Here is a 21,247-nt window from a genome sequence, read left to right on the forward strand (position 1 = left end):
TTGTATTAAGAAAATTGTCCTTTATCTATATCTTTTATATAAAGTTGCGTATTTGTTTTTCCATTATGAACGTTTTCTTCTAATGTATAACAAATATCAAAAAGATCATTTTTAATCATAGTAAAACTTCCACTCTGTCTGAAAGCAATACCATGTATGGGGGTATTGAGTGATGAATCGACCATATCTAGTTTGATATGTAAAGAATCTTTTCCTACTAACTTACTGTTTCCGTAATCTTCAACATCTTTAGATACGAAGATAGGATTTAGATTTTCGGGACCGAAAGGGGCAAATTGCTCTAAATCGGATACAAATTTATTATTGATATCGATGAAATCTAATTCAGCATTAATGTCGATTTGAGGACGCATCATTTCGGGTGCAATTAGCTCTACAGACATGGCTTCGAAACGACGTCTGAATTCTTGCAGATTTTCCTCTTTCAACGAAAGACCTGCTGCATAAGTATGACCTCCAAAATTTTCGAGTATATCTTTACACGCTTCAATTGCTTTGTATACATCAAAACCCATAACCGAACGTGCCGATCCTGTAACGAGATTGTTCGATTTGGTAAGAACAACAGCTGGGCGATAGTATTTCTCAGTCAGTCTGGATGCAACAATTCCGATCACTCCTTTGTGCCAATCTTTATTGAAAATGACAATACTGTTTATTTTAGTTATGTCAAGTTCCGACTCTATAAAATTAGTCGCCTCGTCTGTGATACGTTTATCAAGCTCGCGGCGATTTGCATTATAATGGTCTATATTTTCACTTTTGAGTTTTGCATCAAGAGCTGTGTTTGATAAAAGTAGATCCACAGCCTCTTTTCCATTCATCATACGTCCCGAAGCATTGATACGGGGACCTATTTTAAATACAATATCACTTACTGTAATTGATTTATCATTAAGACCGCAAATATCAATAATACCTTGTAATCCCATACTTGGACTTGAATTCAATTGCTTGAGTCCATAATGAGTAAGGATACGATTTTCGCCCGTTAATGGTACAATATCGGATGCAATGCTTACAGCCACCAGATCAAGCAGATCAAGCAGTTCCGAAAAATCGATCTTGTTATTTTGAGCTAAAGCCTGTGCCAGTTTAAAACCAACTCCACAGCCCGACAAGTGTTCGTAAGGATAAATCGAATCGACTCGTTTTGCATCTACAACAGCAACTGCATCGGGTAATGTTTCATCCGGCATGTGATGATCGCAGATGATAAAGTCAATCCCTTTATCTTTAGCATATTTGACTTTCTCAATGGCTTTTATACCACAATCGAGAGCTATAATCAGCTTAACATCAGTTTCAGCAGCATAGTCTATTCCCTGTTCGGATATTCCATAACCTTCATCATATCTGTCGGGAATGTAATAATCGAGATTGGTTGTAAACTTTCTTAAGAACTTAAACACGAGAGCTACAGCTGTAGTTCCGTCCACATCGTAATCACCATATACCAAAATACGTTCTTTTTGTCCTAAAGCTTTCTCAATTCTATTGATTGCTTTATCCATGTCAGGCAAGAGAAAAGGATCATGAAGATCTTTTAAACTTGGGTGAAAGAACTTATGTGCTTTATCAACAGTGTCTATTCCTCGTTGAATAAGCAGTTGACATAGAGCAGGGTGCATTCCCAGCTTAACTGCTAGTTCATCTCTGGTCTCTGTCTCTTTTGGTGTAAGTGGTTTGTAATTCCATTTGTAAATCATTATATATTGTTTTTCTTTTCTCTTTTCAGGGCAGAAGCCTCACAAGGCTTCTAAATCTCTTTGTATCAATACTTATTCTCTAAACCTTAGAGTTGACACATTGAGCTATATCTCGTAAAGATACTATATATATATAACACTGAATAATGATTATGTGTTTTTATTGTCGAAAAAAAAATGAGAAATCCAATATTTATTGATTAATAATTCTTTATAAAGTTGTGAACCTTATTGTTGTTTTAGTCGCTATAATAGTCGGAGGTTGTTATGATTGAAAAATGGAGCTAAGTCTTTAATGTTATCTGAACTGATTAAAAATCAGCTACTATTTTAAAGTTCAATTGGCGTCCGGTTAAATAATTAGGTACTGCAAATTGTTGATTAAAGACATTGGTTATCCAATAATATGAATTGGTATTATTGATGTCAAATAAATTAAATATGTCAACTCCGAGCCAAATGTTCTTGAATGACCCTAAAAAAGAATTTGTTCGTCTGATACTGAAATCTTCACCTAGAGCCTGCCATGCAAAGCCAATATCTAAACGACGATAGGCCGGTGTACGGAAGTAACCCTTCTCGAAAAATCCTGAATTTGGAGCGGCTTGGGGTAATCCCTGTGACAGATGACCTCGAAGATTCATTGTCAAACGTTCTATCCCCGGGAAATAGTCTTGAAAAAATAGAGAAATATTATATCGTTGATCGGTTGGTAAGGGAGCTTGGACTCCATCTACCGTTTGTTGAGTCTTCATCAACGAAAAGCTGATCCAGCTATCAGATCCTTTTACAAATTCACCAAATAATTTCATGTCCCATCCCATGCTATATCCAGTTCCTGAGTTTTCGCCCGAATATCTGATTTTTACATTATCAACAGTGTATGGTACAAGATTGGATAGCTTTTTATAGTAAACCTCACTTGTAAATTTAAAGGGACGATCCATCGATCTGAATTTGTAATCACCACCCAAAACAAAGTGTATTGATTTTTGTGATTTAATATCTTCATTTAGTTCTATAACCGAGTTTTGACCCTTGGTAACTATTTTTTGATATTCCCTGTAAAAGGGGGCTTGGTAATAGATACCTGTAGCAAAACGTAAAGTAATGTCTCTTTTTGTGTCGGGTATGAGTGCTATTGATCCTCTTGGGCTGATAATAGTTTCGTCATTAAAGGTCCAATGACTGGCTCTGATACCTGCATTGATATATATGATATTGTCTCCCGACATAAATTGATAAGTGTCTTGCAGAAATGCTGCATATCGGGTACTTGTAATTTCATTATCAGAACGGAGGTTACTGTATACGCTCACGATATCCCCAAGATTGGGTAATGAATAACCTGCCGAATCGCGAACACTCCATTCTTTTATTTTGTCATTAATTTTTTCCTGTTGTAGCGTCAGACCCCATTTAAGGGCATGTTTACCAACTTTAAATGAACCTAGATGACGAATATTGGTAACATCCAGGTTTAAGCTGTTTCGTGCATGTTCCAGATACGAACCAACTGCCAGCAATCCTCCATTTTCACCATCAGCACCATTACTCGATAGATTTAAGTCTGTCAGTTTGTATTCGCCACTTATATCATAGCGTTCGTATTCCCTTGATGAAAAAGCCGAACCAATAAATTCAATTTCGAGATTGTCGGATAGTTTTCCTTTCATGCTTAATGCACCAAAATAAGTGAGGAATTTATCATTTTCCCATCCATCAAAATACACTGTGAAATCTTTTGCATTGTCAGCCGATCCGAATTGCGTTTGACGGCTTTTTGGCGTGAATTTGTAAACATTACTAGATATATTTCCCATGAAGCCAACTTCCCACTTTGACGATAGTCCCAAAGTCATATAGGTTTGTGCATCAACAAATGTAGGATCGTACTCTGCATTTGTATCAAGCGTTCCTAGCAGTGCCCTTGTGGTTTTGTATCTAAATCCTGTTATTTGAGTAAAACGTCCGCTTGAGCTTCCGATATAAGCATTTGCCCCGAGTAAACTAGCTGCTGCCGAAGCCTCAAAAGATTGTGGTTTCTTGTAAGTAATATCGAGAGCCGAAGACATTCTGTCGCCATAAGATGATTCAAAACCTCCGGTGGAGAATTTTACCTCTTTTGTCATCTCGGGGTTTATAAAGCTTAATCCTTCTTGTTGCCCTGATCGAATAAGTAGAGGCCTGTATATTTCTATTCCGTTTACGTAAACAATATTTTCATCATAATTACCCCCTCGAACCGAATACTGAGAACTCATTTCATTCGTGGAGCTTACACCTGCCCCTAAGGCGAGAATAGATTCGATACTTCCTCCGGTAGGATCGGATAATAGATTCGTTTTACCAATTTCTATTTTGTTCATGGTGGAGGTTTGCGCTTTTTCTCCCAAAACGGTAACTTCCTCCAGAACGGTTTCACGCATCATTGTATTGATGGTCATATTGCCTATAACTTTTGCAATCTTTCGTTCGGTTTTTTGATAACCTATTCGTGAAAATACGATAGTAATAGAATCTCCCACAGGAACCGTTATTTGGTATTTCCCCTGATTATTAGTGAAAACACCTAGTGCTGAGCCTTGCACAGATACACTTACAAAATCTACAGGGCTGTTATCAAAATTAGTTACAGTTCCGCTTATTTTTGCTTGTTGTGCTGCCAGACCAGTTCCAAATAATAAAAATATTAAAGTGATGTATATGTGTTGTTTAATCATGTTCTTTGTCAGAATGAATTTTAGTAAACTCTGTATTACAGAAGTTCAATAGTTCCCAAAGTTAATTGATATTTTAGAATTTAAACATAAGGAACCTGCCAGTTTCTCTGTTTTTAATTAGAAAAGTTGGTTTTGTTCATTATTCTTTATCGAATTTATCTATTGGCAATATTATTGTGTATCTTGTTTTTAACTATAATAAGGAGGTAATATCTTAACATTCTGTTGACAATTTTATAGATAAAAAAGACCGGAATGTAATAATAAGCTATAACTTTGTGCCTATTCAACTGACCGGAAAACGAAACGTAGAATTATCATAAAGTAATTGACAACTATCTATAATAAGATATGGCAAAAGTAAAAGGAACAGTAGTAGTCGACGTCGAACGATGTAAAGGCTGCGATCTGTGTGTTGTGTCCTGTCCTTGTGATGTGCTTGAACTACAGGCTCGTGAGGTAAATCAAAAAGGATATCATTATGTGTTTATGAAAAATGAGGATGCATGCATCGGGTGTGCCAATTGTGGTTATGTTTGTCCTGATGGGTGTTTAACTGTATATAGACAAAAAGGCTAATTTCTTAGGAATTTAGTCTTTTGTAGTATATTAACTTACTCGAATTAAAATTTATGTCAGAAGAAATATATTTGATGAAAGGCAATGAGGCAATTGCTCATGCTGCGATCCGCATAGGGGTAGATGGCTATTTTGGCTATCCTATTACCCCCCAATCGGAAATTATAGAAACATTAATGAGCGAAGCTCCCTGGACAACAACCGGTATGGTTGTAATGCAGGCTGAAAGCGAAACTGCATCTATCAATATGGTGTATGGCGGTGCCGGCTGTGGTAAAATGGTGATGACATCTTCGTCAAGTACAGGTATGAGTCTTATGCAGGAAGGTGTATCTTTTCTGGCAGGAGGAAATTTGCCTTGTCTCTTGATTAATGTCATGCGTGGAGGTCCCGGTTTGGGGACTATCCAACCATCTCAGTCTGATTATTTTCAGACAGTAAAGGGTGGGGGACATGGTGATTATAAAATGATAACTCTTGCTCCTGCCTCGGTACAGGAAATGGCCGATTTTGTAGATCTAGGGTTTAAATTGGCATTCAAATATTCGACTCCCGCAACCATATTAGCAGACGGTGTTATCGGACAGATGATGGAAAAGGTAAAACTTCCTGAATTTAGAAGAAGACGTACCGAGAAAGAAATACGTGAGCAATGTCCTTGGGCAACCTTGGGTAAACCTGCAGATCGTAAACCTAATATAATTACAACTCTTGAGTTGGATTCTCATGCAATGGAGAGAAATAATCTTCATCTACAGGCTAAATATAAAGAGATTGAAGCTAATGAGGTAATGTATCAGGAAATCGATTGTGAAGACATAGATTATCTGATTGTAGCCTTTGGTTCGGCTGCACGTATCAGTCAAAAGGCAATGGAATTGGCAAGAGCGGAAGGAATAAAAGTCGGAGTTTTAAGACCAATAACATTATGGCCTTTCCCTACTAAGATTATCAAAGAATATGCCTCGAAAGTAAAAGGTATACTTACCGTTGAAATGAATGCCGGACAAATGGTTGAAGATGTACGCTTATCGGTAAGCGGACAAGTTCCGGTAGAACATTTCGGACGTTTGGGAGGGATTATTCCTACACCCAATGAGGTTGTTGTTGCTTTAAAAGAAAAATTGGGCTGTTGATTTAGAACAATCCATTAATGAATTTAAAAATTTAAGGATAAGATAAAATGAGCACCAGTATAATAGATCCTAAGAATTTGGTGTATGCCAAACCCGTATTGATGAACGAAACCCAGATGCATTATTGCCCGGGTTGTTCGCATGGTGTTGTTCATAAATTAGTTGCGGAAGTAATTGATGAAATGGGCTTGAAAGAAATAACTATAGGTATAGCTCCTGTGGGCTGTGCCGTATTTGCATATGATTATCTGGATATCGACTGGCAGGAGGCTGCCCATGGTAGAGCTCCGGCTTTGGCAACAGCTGTAAAACGCTTGAATCCTGATAAAATGGTATTTACATATCAAGGAGATGGAGACTTGGCTGCCATAGGTACTGCCGAAACCATCCATGCAGCCAACCGGGGCGAAAATATTGCTATTATTTTTATAAACAATGGTATATATGGTATGACGGGTGGACAGATGGCTCCGACTACTTTGATGAATATGAAAACGTCGACTACACCCAATGGTCGTGATACTCATGAAAACGGTTATCCGTTGAAAATTACCGATCTTCTAGCTCAATTACCGGGAGTATGTTTGGCTACACGTCATAGTGTACATACTGCTGCTGCCGTAAAAAAAGCAAAAAGAATGATTGCCAAAGCTTTTCAGAATTCATTAGACGGAAAGGGTACTTCTATCGTAGAAATAGTTTCTACTTGCAGTGCCGGCTGGAAAATGAGTCCTGCAGGGGCAAACGATTGGATGGTAGAGAATATGTTTCCTGTATATCCTATGGGGGATATAAAAAATATTTAAATAGTAAATGAGTGAACAGGTTAAACAAGTAAACAAACTAGTTTCTCGTATACTTGTGAACTCGTTATCTTCTTTAAAGTAACAATATAAATAATGGTAAACGAAATTATTATAGCCGGATTCGGTGGACAAGGTGTATTATCGATGGGTAAGATTTTAGCTTACTCTGGTTTAATGGAAGGAAAAGAAGTTTCGTGGTTTCCGTCATATGGTCCCGAACAACGTGGAGGAACAGCTAATGTTACCGTTATATTGAGTGATGGAACAATAAGTTCGCCTATTGTCAGTGAGTACGATATTGCAATTATATTGAATCAGCCATCATTGGATAAATTCGAATCTCAGGTTAAACCGGGAGGAATTTTACTTTACGATCCCGAAGGAATTCCACGTGCACCTAAAAGAACCGATATTGCGGTCTATAAAATTGAGGCTATGGCTACTGCTGCTGAGCTTAAAAATCAGAAAGCTTTTAATATGTTTGTATTAGGAGGATTACTTAAAGTATGTCCTATAGTTACATTGGAACATGTAATGATGGGCTTAAAGAAATCTTTACCGGAAAGACATCATGGTATGCTTCCAATGAATGAGCAAGCTATTCTGAAAGGAATGGAAATTGTTGAAGAGATAAATAAACCCGCTTAAAAAGTCGGATAAATATACTATTGAAAGAGCAATCCTTGTCGGGGTTGCTCTTTTCTGTTAAATAAAAAGAAAAACGAAAGAAGAACTAATCTTTTTGATAGTTTGTATTGTTTTACTATAACTACAGAATAATAAGGAAGATACTTTAAATTGAATTTTCATGGTTATCATGAGAATTTCTATTTTATGTTATTAATCTGTATTCTAATTGGGTCTGAGACCTTCATCTAAAATCAGGTAAAAGATATGAATAATCAAGCAAACAAAACCTCGTCTATTAAAACGGTAAATCCAACGACTAATGAGGTTGAAAAAGTATTTGATGTAATGACAGAACATCAGATTGAAGAAATAGTAAGTGCTGCTGATAAAGCATTCCATTCCTGGAGAAAAACTTCGTTTGAAGAAAGAGCTAAGCTATTGCACAAAGTGGCATCTATTTTACGTGAGCGTAAAGAAGAGTTAGGCAAACTGTGTACAATAGAAATGGGGAAACTTCATAAAGAAGCAATAGGAGAGGTGGCTTTATGTGCTGATATATTTGACTATTATGCTAACAATGGGGCTAAATTTCTGGCAGATGCTCCCCTCGAAACCCCTCATGGGAAAGCTTTTCTTAGCTACGAACCAATAGGGGTATTATTGAGTGTACAGCCTTGGAATTTCCCATTTTATCAGATCACACGTTCGGCAGCAGCAAATATTATGGCGGGGAATACCTTCTTGTTGAAGCATGCTTCAAATGTACCTCAATGTGCGGCTGTTATGGAAAATATATTTACAGAGGCGGGTGCCCCCAAGGGAGTATATACCAATCTGTTTGTGCCGGGTTCTAAGATTTCGAATTTAGTTGCTGATCCTCGTATTAAAGCCGGTGCACTTACAGGTAGTGAACCTGCCGGATCGAGCTTTGCAGCTATGGCGGGAAAATATATAAAGAAATCGACTCTGGAATTGGGAGGTAGTGATGCTTTCATAATTCTGGAAGATGCCGATCTTGATAAAGCTGTACATACAGCTGCACTGGGACGCCTTTGGAACGCTGGACAGGTCTGCACATCACCAAAACGAATAATCGTAATGGCATCTGTTGCAGATGAATTTATCAGTAAGGCGAAAGCCATATATGAAAAAATAAGAATAGGTGATCCTCTTGATCCTGCAACTCAATTAGCACCATTAAGCAGCGAAAAGGCTGTTGAGGATGTGATTAAACAAGTTGAAGATACTGTTAAAGGCGGAGCTAAATTAGTATATGGCGGAAAACGTCTCAATCGATCGGGTGCATTTATGGAACCTACTATTCTTACAGATATTAAGCCGGGTATGGTAGCCTATTCGGACGAAATTTTTGGACCGGTACTATGTATTTATTCAGTTAAGGATGAGGACGAAGCTGTTAAGTTAGCTAACGATACTAAATTTGGATTGGGAGGCACTGTATTTGGTAAAGATACCGGACGTGCAGTAAAAGTTGCTCGTCGCATAGATACGGGTATGGTTTATATAAATCACATGACAGGTATTGCTCCTGAACTACCATTCGGAGGAACTAAAAATTCAGGTTATGGTCGTGAACAGTCTCCTGCCGGTATTTATGAATTTGTAAATGCCAAATTGATTCGCGTCACAACTCCTGATGCCGCTTATTGAAAATCAGAATAAATCTTTTCACCTTTTCGCAAAACAGGGGGCTTATGCTCTCTGTTTTTATTTAGTAGTGCTTAAAAAATCAGATTAAATTTTTTCTATCTATAATATAGGAAGTTATAGGTGAGAACTCTGTTTAGTAACAGATTTTGGAGTCATAACAGACTATAATCGTTGTACTTGCCGAAACATAAAATTGAACTGAGACTTTAAAACGACAAAAAATAAGTATCTTTGCACCAAAATAAGATAGATCTTAATAATTTATGGGAAATTTAGTAGCGATTGTTGGACGTCCAAATGTAGGGAAATCAACACTTTTCAATCGTCTGATACAAACTCGTCAGGCAATAGTTGATGAGACTTCGGGGACAACTCGCGACAGACAATACGGTAAATCAGAGTGGGGAGGACAAGAGTTCTCTGTGGTGGATACCGGTGGATGGGTTGTAAACTCGGATGATATTTTTGAGGAAGAGATAAATAAGCAAGTGAAAATTGCGATACAGGAAGCAGATGTAATTCTGTTTGTTGTAGATGTAATGAATGGGGTTACCGATTTAGATTTGGGCGTGGCTCATATCTTGCGCAGAGCAAAAGGTAAACCTGTTATTTTAGTAACAAATAAAGCGGATAACTTTAATGTTCACTCATTATCTGCGGAGTTTTACTCTTTAGGATTGGGGGATCCGATAAATATTTCGGCAATAAACGGAGCTGGAACAGGTGATTTGCTTGATTTAGTAATTAGCAAATTTACCAAAAAAGATGATCAGCCTTTCGATACTTACGAAGACACTGTGCCTCGTATTGCTGTTGTAGGTCGTCCTAATGCAGGAAAATCGTCATTTGTAAATGCTCTGATTGATGAGGAGCGTAATATCGTAACAGATATTGCAGGTACAACACGAGATTCGGTATATACCCGTTTCGATAAGTTCAATATGGACTTTTATCTGGTAGATACTGCCGGTATACGTAAAAAAGGTAAAGTAACGGAAGATTTGGAATATTACTCTGTTATTCGATCTATTAAAGCGATTGAAAATTCGGATGTTTGTGTCTTGATGCTCGATGCTACGCAAGGTATCGAAAGTCAGGATTTGAATATATTCTCGATCATTCAAAAGAATAGAAAAGGATTGGTTGTATGTGTGAATAAGTGGGACTTGGTAGAAAACAAGGAACAAATTGTAGTGAAAACTTTCGAGAATACAATTCGCGAACGCTTAGCTCCGTTTACTGATTTTCCTATTGTATTTGCTTCCGCTTTGACTAAACAGCGAATTCTCAAAGTACTAGAGGTGGCAAAAGAAGTCTATACCCATAAGAAGGTTAGAATACCTACTCATAAACTGAATGAGGTGATGTTACCGATTATAGAGCATACACCACCGCCTTCGAACAAAGGGAAGTACGTTAAGATTAAATATATTACCCAATTACCTAATACGCAAGTTCCAACATTTGTGTTTTTCTGTAATCTGCCTCAGTGGATTAAAGACCCGTATAAACGTTTCTTGGAAAACCGTATTCGTGAGCATTGGAATTTGTCAGGTACACAAATCAATATTATTATCAGAGAAAAATAAGGGTGTATACCTTTTTAATATTAGAACGATCTTATATAATTTATATAAGATCGTTTTTTATTTGAATTAATGTCTTTAAAATGATATGACAGAATATTGAAGAAGTATTTTATCTTTGTTTCTATTATAAATTAATAGACTAATCTTGAGGCAGATATTTGACATAAGAAAACTTTATAATCCCATTCAGCCAACCGTGAACGGATGTGTGAATAATGTTTTGTATAATGAGTTTCTGCCGGATGTTAGATTACAAGACTTTATTTATTGTTATTGGGAACTTAAAACGTTAGAAGTGCTTCATAATCCCTTTACATATAGTGTTGTTGCCGATGGTTGTATTGATGTCTTCTTTGATATGAACGATACTCAGGATAGTTCTGTTATGGGATTCTGTCAGAAGTATATGGAGTTCTCTCTTGGGAAAACTTTCCATTATGTAGGTATTCGATTTCTGCCAACTATGTTTCCTGCTATGTTTAATATTGATGCTTCAGAATTAACAAATCGTTGTGAACCATTAGAACATGTACTTCCTGCTCTGTCCGGTTTCTTTAAAACAAGCCTTAGTGCCCAAAACACATTAAATGAAATGGGGCCTATTTTAGATAATTATTTTTGTAACTTTTTATCAAAGAATGTTTTTTACAATGATATCAGAGTTCATTATGCTATAAATTATATTATTACTAATTTTAGTACGGTGAGTATCGAAAGAGACTTAAGTAAGGAGATTAGTGCAAGACAGCTTCGCCGACTTTTTGAATTTTATATCGGAGATACAGCTAAAAGATTTAGTCAGGTTATCAGATTTCAGAATATTCTTCAACTAACCCCATCAGCTCAATATTTTAGAAAGAACAAGCCTTTCTTTGATATGGGTTACTACGATCAAACCCACTTTATAAAAGAATTTAAACAGTTTTATGGTGTAAGCCCTAAACAAGCATTTGGAAAATAAGTAGTGTCCGTTTTTTACTATGTTTCAATTTAACTTAGTCTTAGTTTTGTTGATTGAATGTTTAATCATTTTAAATTGAAATCATATGAAATTAAATGCAGGTATTATTACAACAAAGTTAGTCGAAAGTAAGGAATTTTATACAAAAATCTTAAACTTCGGAGTTACATTTGAAAATGATTTTTATCTCTTATTATACACTCCGAATAAAAAAGCTGAAATTAGTTTTTTACTCCCTAATCATCCTACTCAGCAACCTATTTTCCAAAAAGAATACCAACGTCAAGGTTTATATCTCACTATTGAGGTAGAGGATGTTGATGAAGTATATAAAGATATCATAAGGAAAGGAATTGAAATAAAAATTGATATTCGTGATGAGCCTTGGGGGGATAGACATTTTGCAATAGAAGATCCGAATGGGGTGGGAGTAGATATCGTAACGTATTCTCCTCAGTAACTCTTGTTGGCTCTATGTACATGGTTTAAAAATATACGATTGGGGCAGTTCTGACCATAGACTTATAGTCCTAAGAATTATAATAATACAAAGATTAATTTTTATTTTTATCTTTGTATTTCTAACTAACATTTTATACTAATTATGATTATTTACGGAACAAAGTCTACAAAAGGCAAATTGATAGACGCTAATTGCCAATGTCCATTTTGTGGACAAGAAAATTCTTTAGCTGTATTGCCTTATCAAAAAAGTTTTCATATTTATTGGATTCCTATCATTCCTACAGGAAAAGAACTCTTTGTAGTATGTAAAGCCTGTGGTCACGATGTTCCTGACCATTATATTGGTGGAATAACACCTGAAATAAAAAAGCAGGCCAAAACTCCGCTGACTACTTTTATTGGACTTTTTATAATTCTAGCTTTAGCTGCATTTGTTTTTTATGCAAGTACTACGAGCGAAAGCTCTTCAAAAAATGATGCAGTAACAATACTTACCAATCCAAAGGTTGGTGATGTATTGGAAATGAAGATAAATAATAATCAATATACATTGTGTAAAGTAACTTCCATATCTAATGATTCTATATATTTGCAATTTAGCAAGAATGCAACAGATAAGAAAAAATATTTGAAAGACTTGAAGAAAAGTTTTTCGAATGAGGCATCATCTCCAGATATGATTGATGGTTATACACGCCCTGAGTTATTTGGGCTTATAAATAAAGGAGTTATAATTGGAGGGGATAGTAGATAAGGCTAAAAACGAAACATATCATAGTTTAAAATGAAAGAAGGAATTACGTTTAAATAATTCCTTCTTTCTTATTTTTAATCTAAGGCATTATATGCTTCCAGAGCTTTTTCGAGAACCGTTAAAGCATTACCTAAATCTTCTTTATTTAAAACATAAGCCATCCTAACTTCATTCTTACCTAATCCGGGTGTTGTGTAAAAACCTGAAGCCGGAGCCATGAAAATAGTTTGACCTTCATATTCGAAATCAGATAAGCACCATTCACAAAATTTATCAGCATCATCTACAGGCAGTTTTACTACTGTATAGAATGCTCCCATAGGTATTGGGGAATAAACTCCAGGTATCATGTTTAGTCTGTCAATCAGGAATTTTCGGCGTTCAACATACTCTTCGTAAGTATCTTGTAGATAATCGGGATCGGCATCTATAGAGGCTTCTGCAACTATTTGTCCAATAAGTGGAGGGCTTAGACGTGCCTGACAGAATTTCATTACAGCATTCCGCAATTCTTTATTCTTCGTGATTAAAGCACCTATTCGGATACCGCACTCACTATATCGTTTTGAAACAGAATCGATAAGCACTACATTTTCTTCAATACCTACCAAGTGGCATGCAGAAACATAGGGAGACCCTGTATAAATGAATTCACGATAAACTTCATCAGAAAACAGATATAAATCATATTTTTGGATGAGTTTTTTTATCTGATTCATCTCTGCTCTTGAGTAAAGGTAGCCTGTAGGGTTATTGGGGTTACATATCATAATCCCTTTAGTACGCTCATTAATTAACTCCTCAAACTTTTCGATAGGGGGTAAAGAGAATCCTTCTTCGATGGTAGAAGATACAGGTCTTATGATAGCACCGGCAGATACTGCAAAAGCCATATAATTGGCATAGGCAGGTTCGGGTACTATAATTTCATCACCCGGATTTAAACAGGCCAAAAATGCGAAAAGAACAGCTTCTGATCCGCCCGTAGTTATGATGATTTCGTCAGCCGATACATTTATGTTGTATTTGGCATAATATCCGACCAGTTTCTCACGATAAGAGCGATAACCGTCACTCGGACTGTACTCGAGAATGGTTCTGTCGATATTTTTTAATGCATCCAGTCCCGCTTGAGGGGTTGGCAGATCTGGCTGACCGATATTGAGATGATAAACTTTCAGTCCCCGAGCTTTTGCCGAGTCTGATAAAGGAGCCAGCTTTCTGATGGGAGAGCTAGGCATTTCTATTCCACGTTTCGAAATTTTAGGCATATCAAGATGAATGAATTACAAATGTAATAAAAAGTAATAAGGGACTATTAAGATTATATTATAAAAGTCCTTATTTATAATAAAGACTTATACTTTCCGATTATCCAGTATTTTTTTTCCTATTAATAGATGTTTCAGAGGTCGTATAATCTTTTTATCATTTATTGGTATACCTATTTTCAGCTGATTGTAATTTGACAGCACGCGGAAATAACGATGAAATATATTTTACCAAACCATTGATAGTATCCTGTATTGGTTTCGCAATTATTATTGTAATAATAATTGCTGTTATTATAATTGTACTTTCTGATAAAGTCTTTAAGTAGAAAAGGAGTAGATATAAAATCTTTTCATGTAATAAATATATAGTTAAGCTATAGCTTCCAAAATATACGAGAATAGGGTAATTATATTTTGGCAAATAAGTAAATATATACGACAAGGCTATACTTACCGCAGGTGCTATGATTATAAATATATAGTAGAACCCATGAGGCTTAGTTAAAAACACCTCAAAATGTAAATACAGATAAATTGTGACAGCCGTGAAAAGAAATAGACCTACGTATGTATAGGTATTACTGATTTTTTTTGAATTTAGAATTATATAGCCCCCATATAACCCTATCAGAAAAATAGGAAAACGTGAGAGGATTAAATAATATACTCCTTGTACGTCTGTTATTTTCGAAAAAGTAATAGTTGCTATTATAATTGCCGGAATATATATTTTAAATTTTGAGGGGGATATATATTTTAATAATATAGGTGTTACAGCATAAAATATAAGAATACATGGTATGTACCAAGCAAAAGTGAGGTTTATCTTATTTTGAAAAAAATCAATAAAAAAGAGTGAGGTAACTATATGTGACAATTCATAATTTCTGTATATTATTTCATATAGGGATATGAAAAATGTAATTGTGAAATATAAAGGTAATATGCGTACCAATCGTTGTTTATAAAAAAAAGATATATCGGGCTTTTTTATCCATGAATAGTATAGACCAATTCCTGATAAAAGTAAGAACATATCTACCCCCCCATAACCGAAAGATATAAATAGTAGAATAAAATCTTTTAGGGATGAAGGATAAGTTTCAAGTTCGCCGTATGAATGAATTAACATTATCCATATCATAGCAAACCCCATTAATTGGGTTCTATACTTACTGAGTAAAGTTAGATCGCAGTTCATTTATTAAGAAAACTGTTTATTTATTTTTAAAGTAATCGTAGGTGACTTTAGATATTTGTGCTATTATTTCAGCATTAGTTGTATCGTTCTCTATAGAGTTAACGATGAACACAGCTATAGAAAGATTCTTATCATTAGGTAGTTTAATAAAGCCAAGATCATTATCGCCAGCTTTTACTCCGCTACCGCTGCGAGATGACATACCTGTTTTGTGTCCTACTACTGTTCGCGCAGGAAGTAAGCTTTTTATCTTGTCTTTTCCTGTAGACGTTTGTATAAGAGCATCTAACAAGAAATTCTTGTAATGAGAAGCAAATAATTCTTGTTGAAGAAAGATTTCTAATAGTTGAACTGCAGCATAAGGCGTAGTCCAGTTGCCATATTGATTGTCGAAATCTTCAGACATCTCTTTCTCTGTCTTAGTAATGGCTATCTGTTGAATACCAAGACCCTTTATATATTGTTCAACAGGGGTGGTACCGCCTAGAAAGTTAAATAGTATATCACAAGTATTGTTATCACTCTGAGAAACACTGTATTGCATTAACTCTTTGATAGGCATATAAAAATTGCCCTCTGGTTTCTTATCTCTTAAAGGACTGTATGTATCAGGGTGTAAAGCTGATTTGCTCACATACACTTGTTGTTCCAAAGGAAGGTTATACTTATCTAAATAGTCAAGTACGGCTAGTGCCTGATGAAATTTATAGACACTCATTGTTGGATAGCGATACTGATTATTAACCGTGAGTGTATCTTTTCCATCAAAAATGATGGCTACTCCAACAGTTGCTTTTTTGTTTTGTATTATGTCTTGTATCTCTTGTCTAAGAGTGTTGTTATTTTGTGCTGTAGCCTGAAGAATAATGAAGGACAGACTTATAAATATAAAAGATCGTATCATATTGAATCCTGTTATTTAAGTGTGACTGTTTTACAAAGATATGTAAATATGTTTTATGGTTGCAGGTTTTTGATTCAATCAATACTTATAAAAACAAGAAAGGTGTAACTTTCGTTACACCTTTCTCTATAATGAATTGTATTAATCCTTATTTTCCTTCGCCTGAAAGTTTATCTCTCAAAGCAGCAAGTCCTTCGATATCACCTAAAGTAGTTTTTTCAGCAGAAGTTGATGTCATTTGAGGAGCATCGTCTTTTTTAGCTGATTTCCTAGGAGCTCTTTTTTCAGAAGCTTCTCTAACTTCACCACCACCTTTTTCGTCTTCGTAAACTTTGCTGTGAGATACGATAATTCTCTTAGAGTCTTTGTTGAATTCGATAACTTTAAATTCTAGTTTTTCTTCAACTTGAGCTTGAGAACCATCTTCTTTCACTAAGTGTTTTGGAGTTGCAAAACCTTCAACACCATAAGGAAGAGAGATTACAGCACCTTTGTCAACTAATTCAACAACTGTACCTTCGTGTACTGATCCTACAGTAAAGATAGTTTCGAATACATCCCAAGGATTTTCTTCCAATTGTTTGTGACCTAGGCTCAAACGACGGTTATCTTTGTCTATTTCAAGTACTTGAACTTGGATGTCAGCACCAATTTGAGTTATTTCGCTTGGGTGTTTGATTTTCTTAGTCCAAGAAAGATCTGAAATGTGGATCAAACCATCAACGCCTTCTTCTATTTCAGCAAATACACCGAAGTTAGTGAAGTTACGTACTTTAGCAGTATGTTGGCTTCCAACTGGATATTTTTCTTCGATATTTTCCCATGGATCTGGTTTCAATTGTTTGATACCTAGAGACATTTTGCGTTCGTCACGATCAAGAGTAAGAACTACTGCTTCTACTTCGTCGCCCACTTTCATGAAGTCTTGAGCACTACGTAGGTGTTGAGTCCAACTCATTTCTGATACGTGGATAAGACCTTCTACTCCTGTTGCGATTTCGATAAATGCACCATAGTCAGCCATTACTACAACTCTACCTTTCACTTTGTCACCAACTTTAAGATCAGCGCTAAGAGCATCCCATGGATGAGGAGTAAGTTGTTTTAGACCAAGAGCGATACGTTTTTTGTCATCATCGAAGTCAAGGATAACCACGTTGATTTTTTCATCCAATTTAACCACTTCTTCAGGATGTTGTACACGTCCCCAAGAAAGGTCAGTAATGTGGATAAGACCATCTACGCCACCAAGGTCGATAAATACACCATAAGAAGTGATGTTTTTAACAGTACCTTCTAGCACTTGTCCTTTTTCCAGTTTCGAAATGATATCTTTCTTTTGTTGTTCAAGTTCAGCTTCGATAAGAGCTTTGTGAGATACAACAACGTTTTTGAATTCGTGATTGATTTTAACCACTTTGAATTCCATAGTTTTATCAACGAATACATCGTAGTCGCGAATTGGCTTAACATCGATTTGAGATCCTGGAAGGAACGCTTCGATACCAAATACGTCTACAATCATACCGCCCTTAGTACGGCATTTGATATAACCTTTGATAATTTCGTCTTTTTCAAGAGCTTCGTTAACACGTTCCCAAGAGCGAGAAGCGCGTGCTTTTTTGTGAGAAAGGATAAGCTGTCCTTTTTTGTCTTCTTGGCTTTCGATGTATACCTCTACTTCGTCACCAATTTTTAAATCAGGGTTGTAACGGAATTCGTTCATTGATACAACACCATCCGATTTGTAACCTATATTAACAACCACTTCGCGTTTGTTCATAGAGCTTACTTTACCCATAACCACTTCTTTATCATTGATTCTGCTCAACGATTGGTCATAAGTTTTTTCTAAATCTTCTTTGCTTCTGTCAGAGAAAGTTTCACCGATCTCATAAGCATTCCAATCAAAATCTTCAATTGGACTTACATTCTTTAAGTTATCCGACATTTGTTACTTTTCGATCCTCTAGGATCATTTAATTAATAAATTAGACATTATGTTGTTTAAAAAACGGTGCAAAGGTATTGTTTTTCAAAGAATAAATCAAATTATAGCCTCTTATTTTTTGAGAAATGTTGATCTTAAGTGATTTAAAACTTTATTAGTCTCACTACTTCTTGGCTTGATTACAAAAAAAGGTTACATCAGTTACAAAAAACACCCAATAAGATTACAAAGACGACAGAAAAGTGCCACTTTTGTGATTTTTTTAATGTTCTGTGAATCAGTGTTTAGGGATAGAAAAGGTTACAAAGGTTACAAAAGTGACACTTTCTTTATATGTTTTCTTTTAGTTACTTTTTCTTTTACCCAACTTGCTTACTTATATATTTAAAAAACAATAATATGTCTTTTGTAAATAGATAAAATAACAGAACAATAGAATTTTATTGTACAATAATTTCGATGATTGAATCTATATCATCAAATGGAGTATCAAGTAAATCAAATGTTACATTTCCAGTTTTTTTATCTACTGTCCAGTTCAATGGAGAATCAAGATTAAGCCATCGTGCAGATTTAATTTTATTAGGTATGTTTATCGTAAGTTGATTGCCTTCTTGTTCAAAAAGGTGAATATAATGCGTCTTTCCCTTTTGAGTAGCTGCACCCCATGATTGAGGTTTTATCAGTCCGCTTTTTGTTCCATAGATAGTCTGCCCAAACTTATTAGTCCAATTGCCCACTTCTTGTAAACGTTGTACCGATTCGGGCTGAATCTCACCATTTGGCATAGGGCCTACATTTAATAATAAATTTGCTCCATGTCCTGCGGCTCTTACTAAATAATGGATAATTTCGGTTGTTGACTTAAAATTTGTGTCCGTTATATTGTATCCCCATGTTTGATTCATAGTTTCACAAGTTTCCATAGGCAGATGCTGCGAGATCGTTTGTCCGTCGCTGAAGCCATTTTTATTTTCTCCCGGAAGGTCTCTTTCGAAAGCCTGATAATCCTCCCCTTGTATCGGTTCCTTATGGTGATTATTGGATACCATGCAATTGGGTTGAATGCTATGGATGAGATCGTATATCTCCTGATAATGCCAGTTCACATTAGAAGTTGCATGAGTATGGCTGTCTTTGGGATGTTGATCCCAATCTCCATCGAACCATATACCTGCAATTTCGCCATAGTTAGTTAAGAGTTCGGTTAGTTGGGCTTTCATAAAATTGATGTACGAATTCCAGTCACCTTTTTCAGTGCGACCACAGCCCTGACCTGTACCACCTGTCCAGTATTGGTAATCGTTTCTTGACCAATCTATCAAAGAATAGTACAGTACTAATTTGATACCTTCTTTGTGACATTCATCAGCAAGCTCTTTTACTATATCTCTCCCAAAATGTGGAGTATTCATTATATTCCACTCAGATTGTTTTGTATCCCAATTACTGAATCCATCGTGATGGCGAGAAGTAAAGGTAATATATTTCATGCCTGCATCTTTGGCTGTTTTGACCCAAGTCTTTGCATCAAAATCTTGCGGATTGAAGAACTTTTGAAGCTTTTTATACTCCTGTACTTTTATGGGGCGATTTTGCATTACCCATTCGCCGTCGCCTAATACACTATACGGTCCGAAATGTACAAAAAGCCCAAATCGGGCTTCTTCAAACCATGCGTGATTGGGATTAGATGTTTGACTTTGCATACTTATACAAGATATTGTGATGATAAGTAGAAATAAAATAGTTTTTCTCATAGTATTATTAGTCAGGTTGATTTATTAGTTTTTTAAGATATGCTTACGGATTATTGGAGGCTGTAGTTATTATAATTAAAAGTCTGATAACTTAGTATAAAGTACAGCAAGGCTCTTCTACTTTTAGTTTTCGTCCTTCAATCTGTATGGTTATGTGTTTGATTCCCGTGTGATCGGCTAATGCTTCCAGTGCCTGCTCCAATATAAGATCTCTATCCGAGTCAGTTTTCACCCTGATATGTACAGTTAATGAGGGAAATTCTTGAGTAATCATCCATATATGCAGATCATGTACTTCTTCAACATCGGGTATAGCCTGTAAAATTTCAACAACTTCGTGTGTGTGAATATGTGAAGGCTTGCTTTCCATCAGGATATTAACAGAATCTTTTAAAATATGCCATCCGCTATAAAGTACAATTACCGATACAATCATACTAGCAATAGGATCAGCAATATTCCATCCGAAGAAAAGAATGAGCAATGCTGCAATAATAGCTCCTACGGACCCCAGTAGATCACCTAATACGTGCATGAAAGCACTTCTGATATTCAGGTTTTCTTTGGTTCCACCTCTGGATAATATCCATGCTACAATAATATTGATAAACAGCCCGATAACTGCAATTATCATCATGCCTTTTCCTATAACATGGGGTGGGGAGGACAAACGTACAATAGCCTCATAGAGTATATATGCCGAAAGAGCTACTAAAGCAATGCCATTAAGTAGTGCAGCCAATATTTCGAACCGTTTATAACCATATGTTTTCTCTATAGTTGCTTTTTTTTGTCCGAATATGATTGCTGCCAAGCTAAGCCCCAGAGCGACAGAATCGCTTAGCATGTGACCTGCATCTGATAATAGAGCTAAACTGTTCGTTAGAATACCTCCAATAAATTCGACAAACATAAATCCTGCGATCAGCAGAAAACTAAAGGTCAGAGCTCTTTTGTTTGTGGCGTGGCTATGTGAGTGAGAATGTCCACCATGAGCATGATTATGTGACATATCTGATGTATTTAAGTAAAGTGAAATAGAACGATATACAAAGAAAGCAAGGATTGTTTTGATATCAAACAATCCTTGCTTTAATTTTAGAGATTAAAGTC

The 21,247-nt window shown here is 35.9% G+C and carries 17 protein-coding genes; 9 read left to right on the forward strand and 8 right to left on the reverse strand.

What is annotated here, in order from left to right:
* Positions 1–5: 5 nt before the first annotated feature.
* Positions 6–1,730: a single-stranded-DNA-specific exonuclease RecJ gene (gene recJ, locus G7050_RS14590; RefSeq protein ID WP_166116716.1), complete on the reverse strand. Its 1,725-nt coding sequence runs from the start codon at positions 1,728–1,730 to the stop codon at positions 6–8.
* Positions 1,731–2,041: 311 nt separating this feature from the next.
* Complete coding sequence (locus G7050_RS14595; RefSeq protein ID WP_370521983.1) at positions 2,042–4,450, reverse strand: carboxypeptidase-like regulatory domain-containing protein; 2,409 nt, start codon at positions 4,448–4,450, stop codon at positions 2,042–2,044.
* Positions 4,451–4,804: 354 nt separating this feature from the next.
* Between G7050_RS14595 and G7050_RS14600 the strand changes: the two genes are divergently transcribed.
* The 9 genes from G7050_RS14600 (at position 4,805) to G7050_RS14640 (ending at position 13,044) form a co-directional block, all read left to right on the forward strand.
* Positions 4,805–5,032 (forward strand): ferredoxin family protein, encoded by a 228-nt coding sequence (locus G7050_RS14600; protein ID WP_166116720.1) that lies wholly within the window; start codon positions 4,805–4,807, stop codon positions 5,030–5,032.
* A gap of 53 nt (positions 5,033–5,085) precedes the next feature.
* Positions 5,086–6,168, forward strand: a complete 1,083-nt coding sequence (gene vorB / locus G7050_RS14605) for a 3-methyl-2-oxobutanoate dehydrogenase subunit VorB (RefSeq protein ID WP_166116722.1) — start codon at positions 5,086–5,088, stop codon at positions 6,166–6,168.
* 47 nt (positions 6,169–6,215) lie between these two features.
* Positions 6,216–6,974: a thiamine pyrophosphate-dependent enzyme gene (locus G7050_RS14610; protein WP_166116724.1), complete on the forward strand. Its 759-nt coding sequence runs from the start codon at positions 6,216–6,218 to the stop codon at positions 6,972–6,974.
* 93 nt (positions 6,975–7,067) lie between these two features.
* A complete protein-coding gene (locus G7050_RS14615; protein WP_166116726.1) occupies positions 7,068–7,622 on the forward strand; it encodes a 2-oxoacid:acceptor oxidoreductase family protein in 555 nt (184 codons plus the stop codon).
* Positions 7,623–7,868: 246 nt separating this feature from the next.
* A complete protein-coding gene (locus G7050_RS14620; RefSeq protein WP_166116728.1) occupies positions 7,869–9,275 on the forward strand; it encodes an NAD-dependent succinate-semialdehyde dehydrogenase in 1,407 nt (468 codons plus the stop codon).
* 263 nt (positions 9,276–9,538) lie between these two features.
* A complete protein-coding gene (gene der / locus G7050_RS14625) occupies positions 9,539–10,864 on the forward strand; it encodes a ribosome biogenesis GTPase Der (protein ID WP_166116730.1) in 1,326 nt (441 codons plus the stop codon).
* Positions 10,865–11,009: 145 nt separating this feature from the next.
* The gene (locus G7050_RS14630; protein WP_166116732.1) at positions 11,010–11,825 is read left to right on the forward strand and encodes a helix-turn-helix domain-containing protein; all 816 of its coding nucleotides are present in this window, start codon (positions 11,010–11,012) and stop codon (positions 11,823–11,825) included.
* A gap of 85 nt (positions 11,826–11,910) precedes the next feature.
* On the forward strand, positions 11,911–12,285 hold the full coding sequence (locus G7050_RS14635) for a VOC family protein (RefSeq protein WP_166116734.1): 375 nt from the start codon (positions 11,911–11,913) through the stop codon (positions 12,283–12,285).
* Positions 12,286–12,429: 144 nt separating this feature from the next.
* Positions 12,430–13,044 (forward strand): zinc-ribbon domain-containing protein, encoded by a 615-nt coding sequence (locus tag G7050_RS14640; protein WP_166116736.1) that lies wholly within the window; start codon positions 12,430–12,432, stop codon positions 13,042–13,044.
* A gap of 74 nt (positions 13,045–13,118) precedes the next feature.
* Here the strand turns inward: G7050_RS14640 and G7050_RS14645 are convergent, their stop codons facing one another.
* From G7050_RS14645 to G7050_RS14670, 6 genes are all read right to left on the reverse strand, one after another.
* Positions 13,119–14,315, reverse strand: a complete 1,197-nt coding sequence (locus G7050_RS14645) for a pyridoxal phosphate-dependent aminotransferase (RefSeq protein ID WP_166116739.1) — start codon at positions 14,313–14,315, stop codon at positions 13,119–13,121.
* 157 nt (positions 14,316–14,472) lie between these two features.
* A complete protein-coding gene (locus G7050_RS18040) occupies positions 14,473–15,519 on the reverse strand; it encodes an acyltransferase (protein WP_166116741.1) in 1,047 nt (348 codons plus the stop codon).
* A gap of 16 nt (positions 15,520–15,535) precedes the next feature.
* Positions 15,536–16,423, reverse strand: coding sequence for a class A beta-lactamase, subclass A2 (gene bla / locus G7050_RS14655; protein WP_166116743.1), 888 nt, complete (start codon positions 16,421–16,423; stop codon positions 15,536–15,538).
* A gap of 148 nt (positions 16,424–16,571) precedes the next feature.
* Positions 16,572–18,374 carry a 30S ribosomal protein S1 gene (gene rpsA, locus G7050_RS14660; RefSeq protein WP_166116745.1) on the reverse strand — a complete coding sequence of 601 codons (1,803 nt, stop codon included), beginning with the start codon at positions 18,372–18,374 and terminating at the stop codon, positions 16,572–16,574.
* 440 nt (positions 18,375–18,814) lie between these two features.
* Complete coding sequence (locus tag G7050_RS14665; protein ID WP_166116747.1) at positions 18,815–20,134, reverse strand: alpha-L-fucosidase; 1,320 nt, start codon at positions 20,132–20,134, stop codon at positions 18,815–18,817.
* A 91-nt stretch (positions 20,135–20,225) separates the two neighbouring features.
* Entirely contained in the window at positions 20,226–21,146 is a 921-nt protein-coding gene (locus G7050_RS14670; RefSeq protein WP_166116749.1) for a cation diffusion facilitator family transporter, read from the reverse strand.
* Positions 21,147–21,247 lie beyond the last annotated feature (101 nt).

Source organism: Dysgonomonas sp. HDW5A (genome assembly GCF_011299555.1).
Classification (GTDB): Bacteria; Bacteroidota; Bacteroidia; order Bacteroidales; family Dysgonomonadaceae; genus Dysgonomonas_A.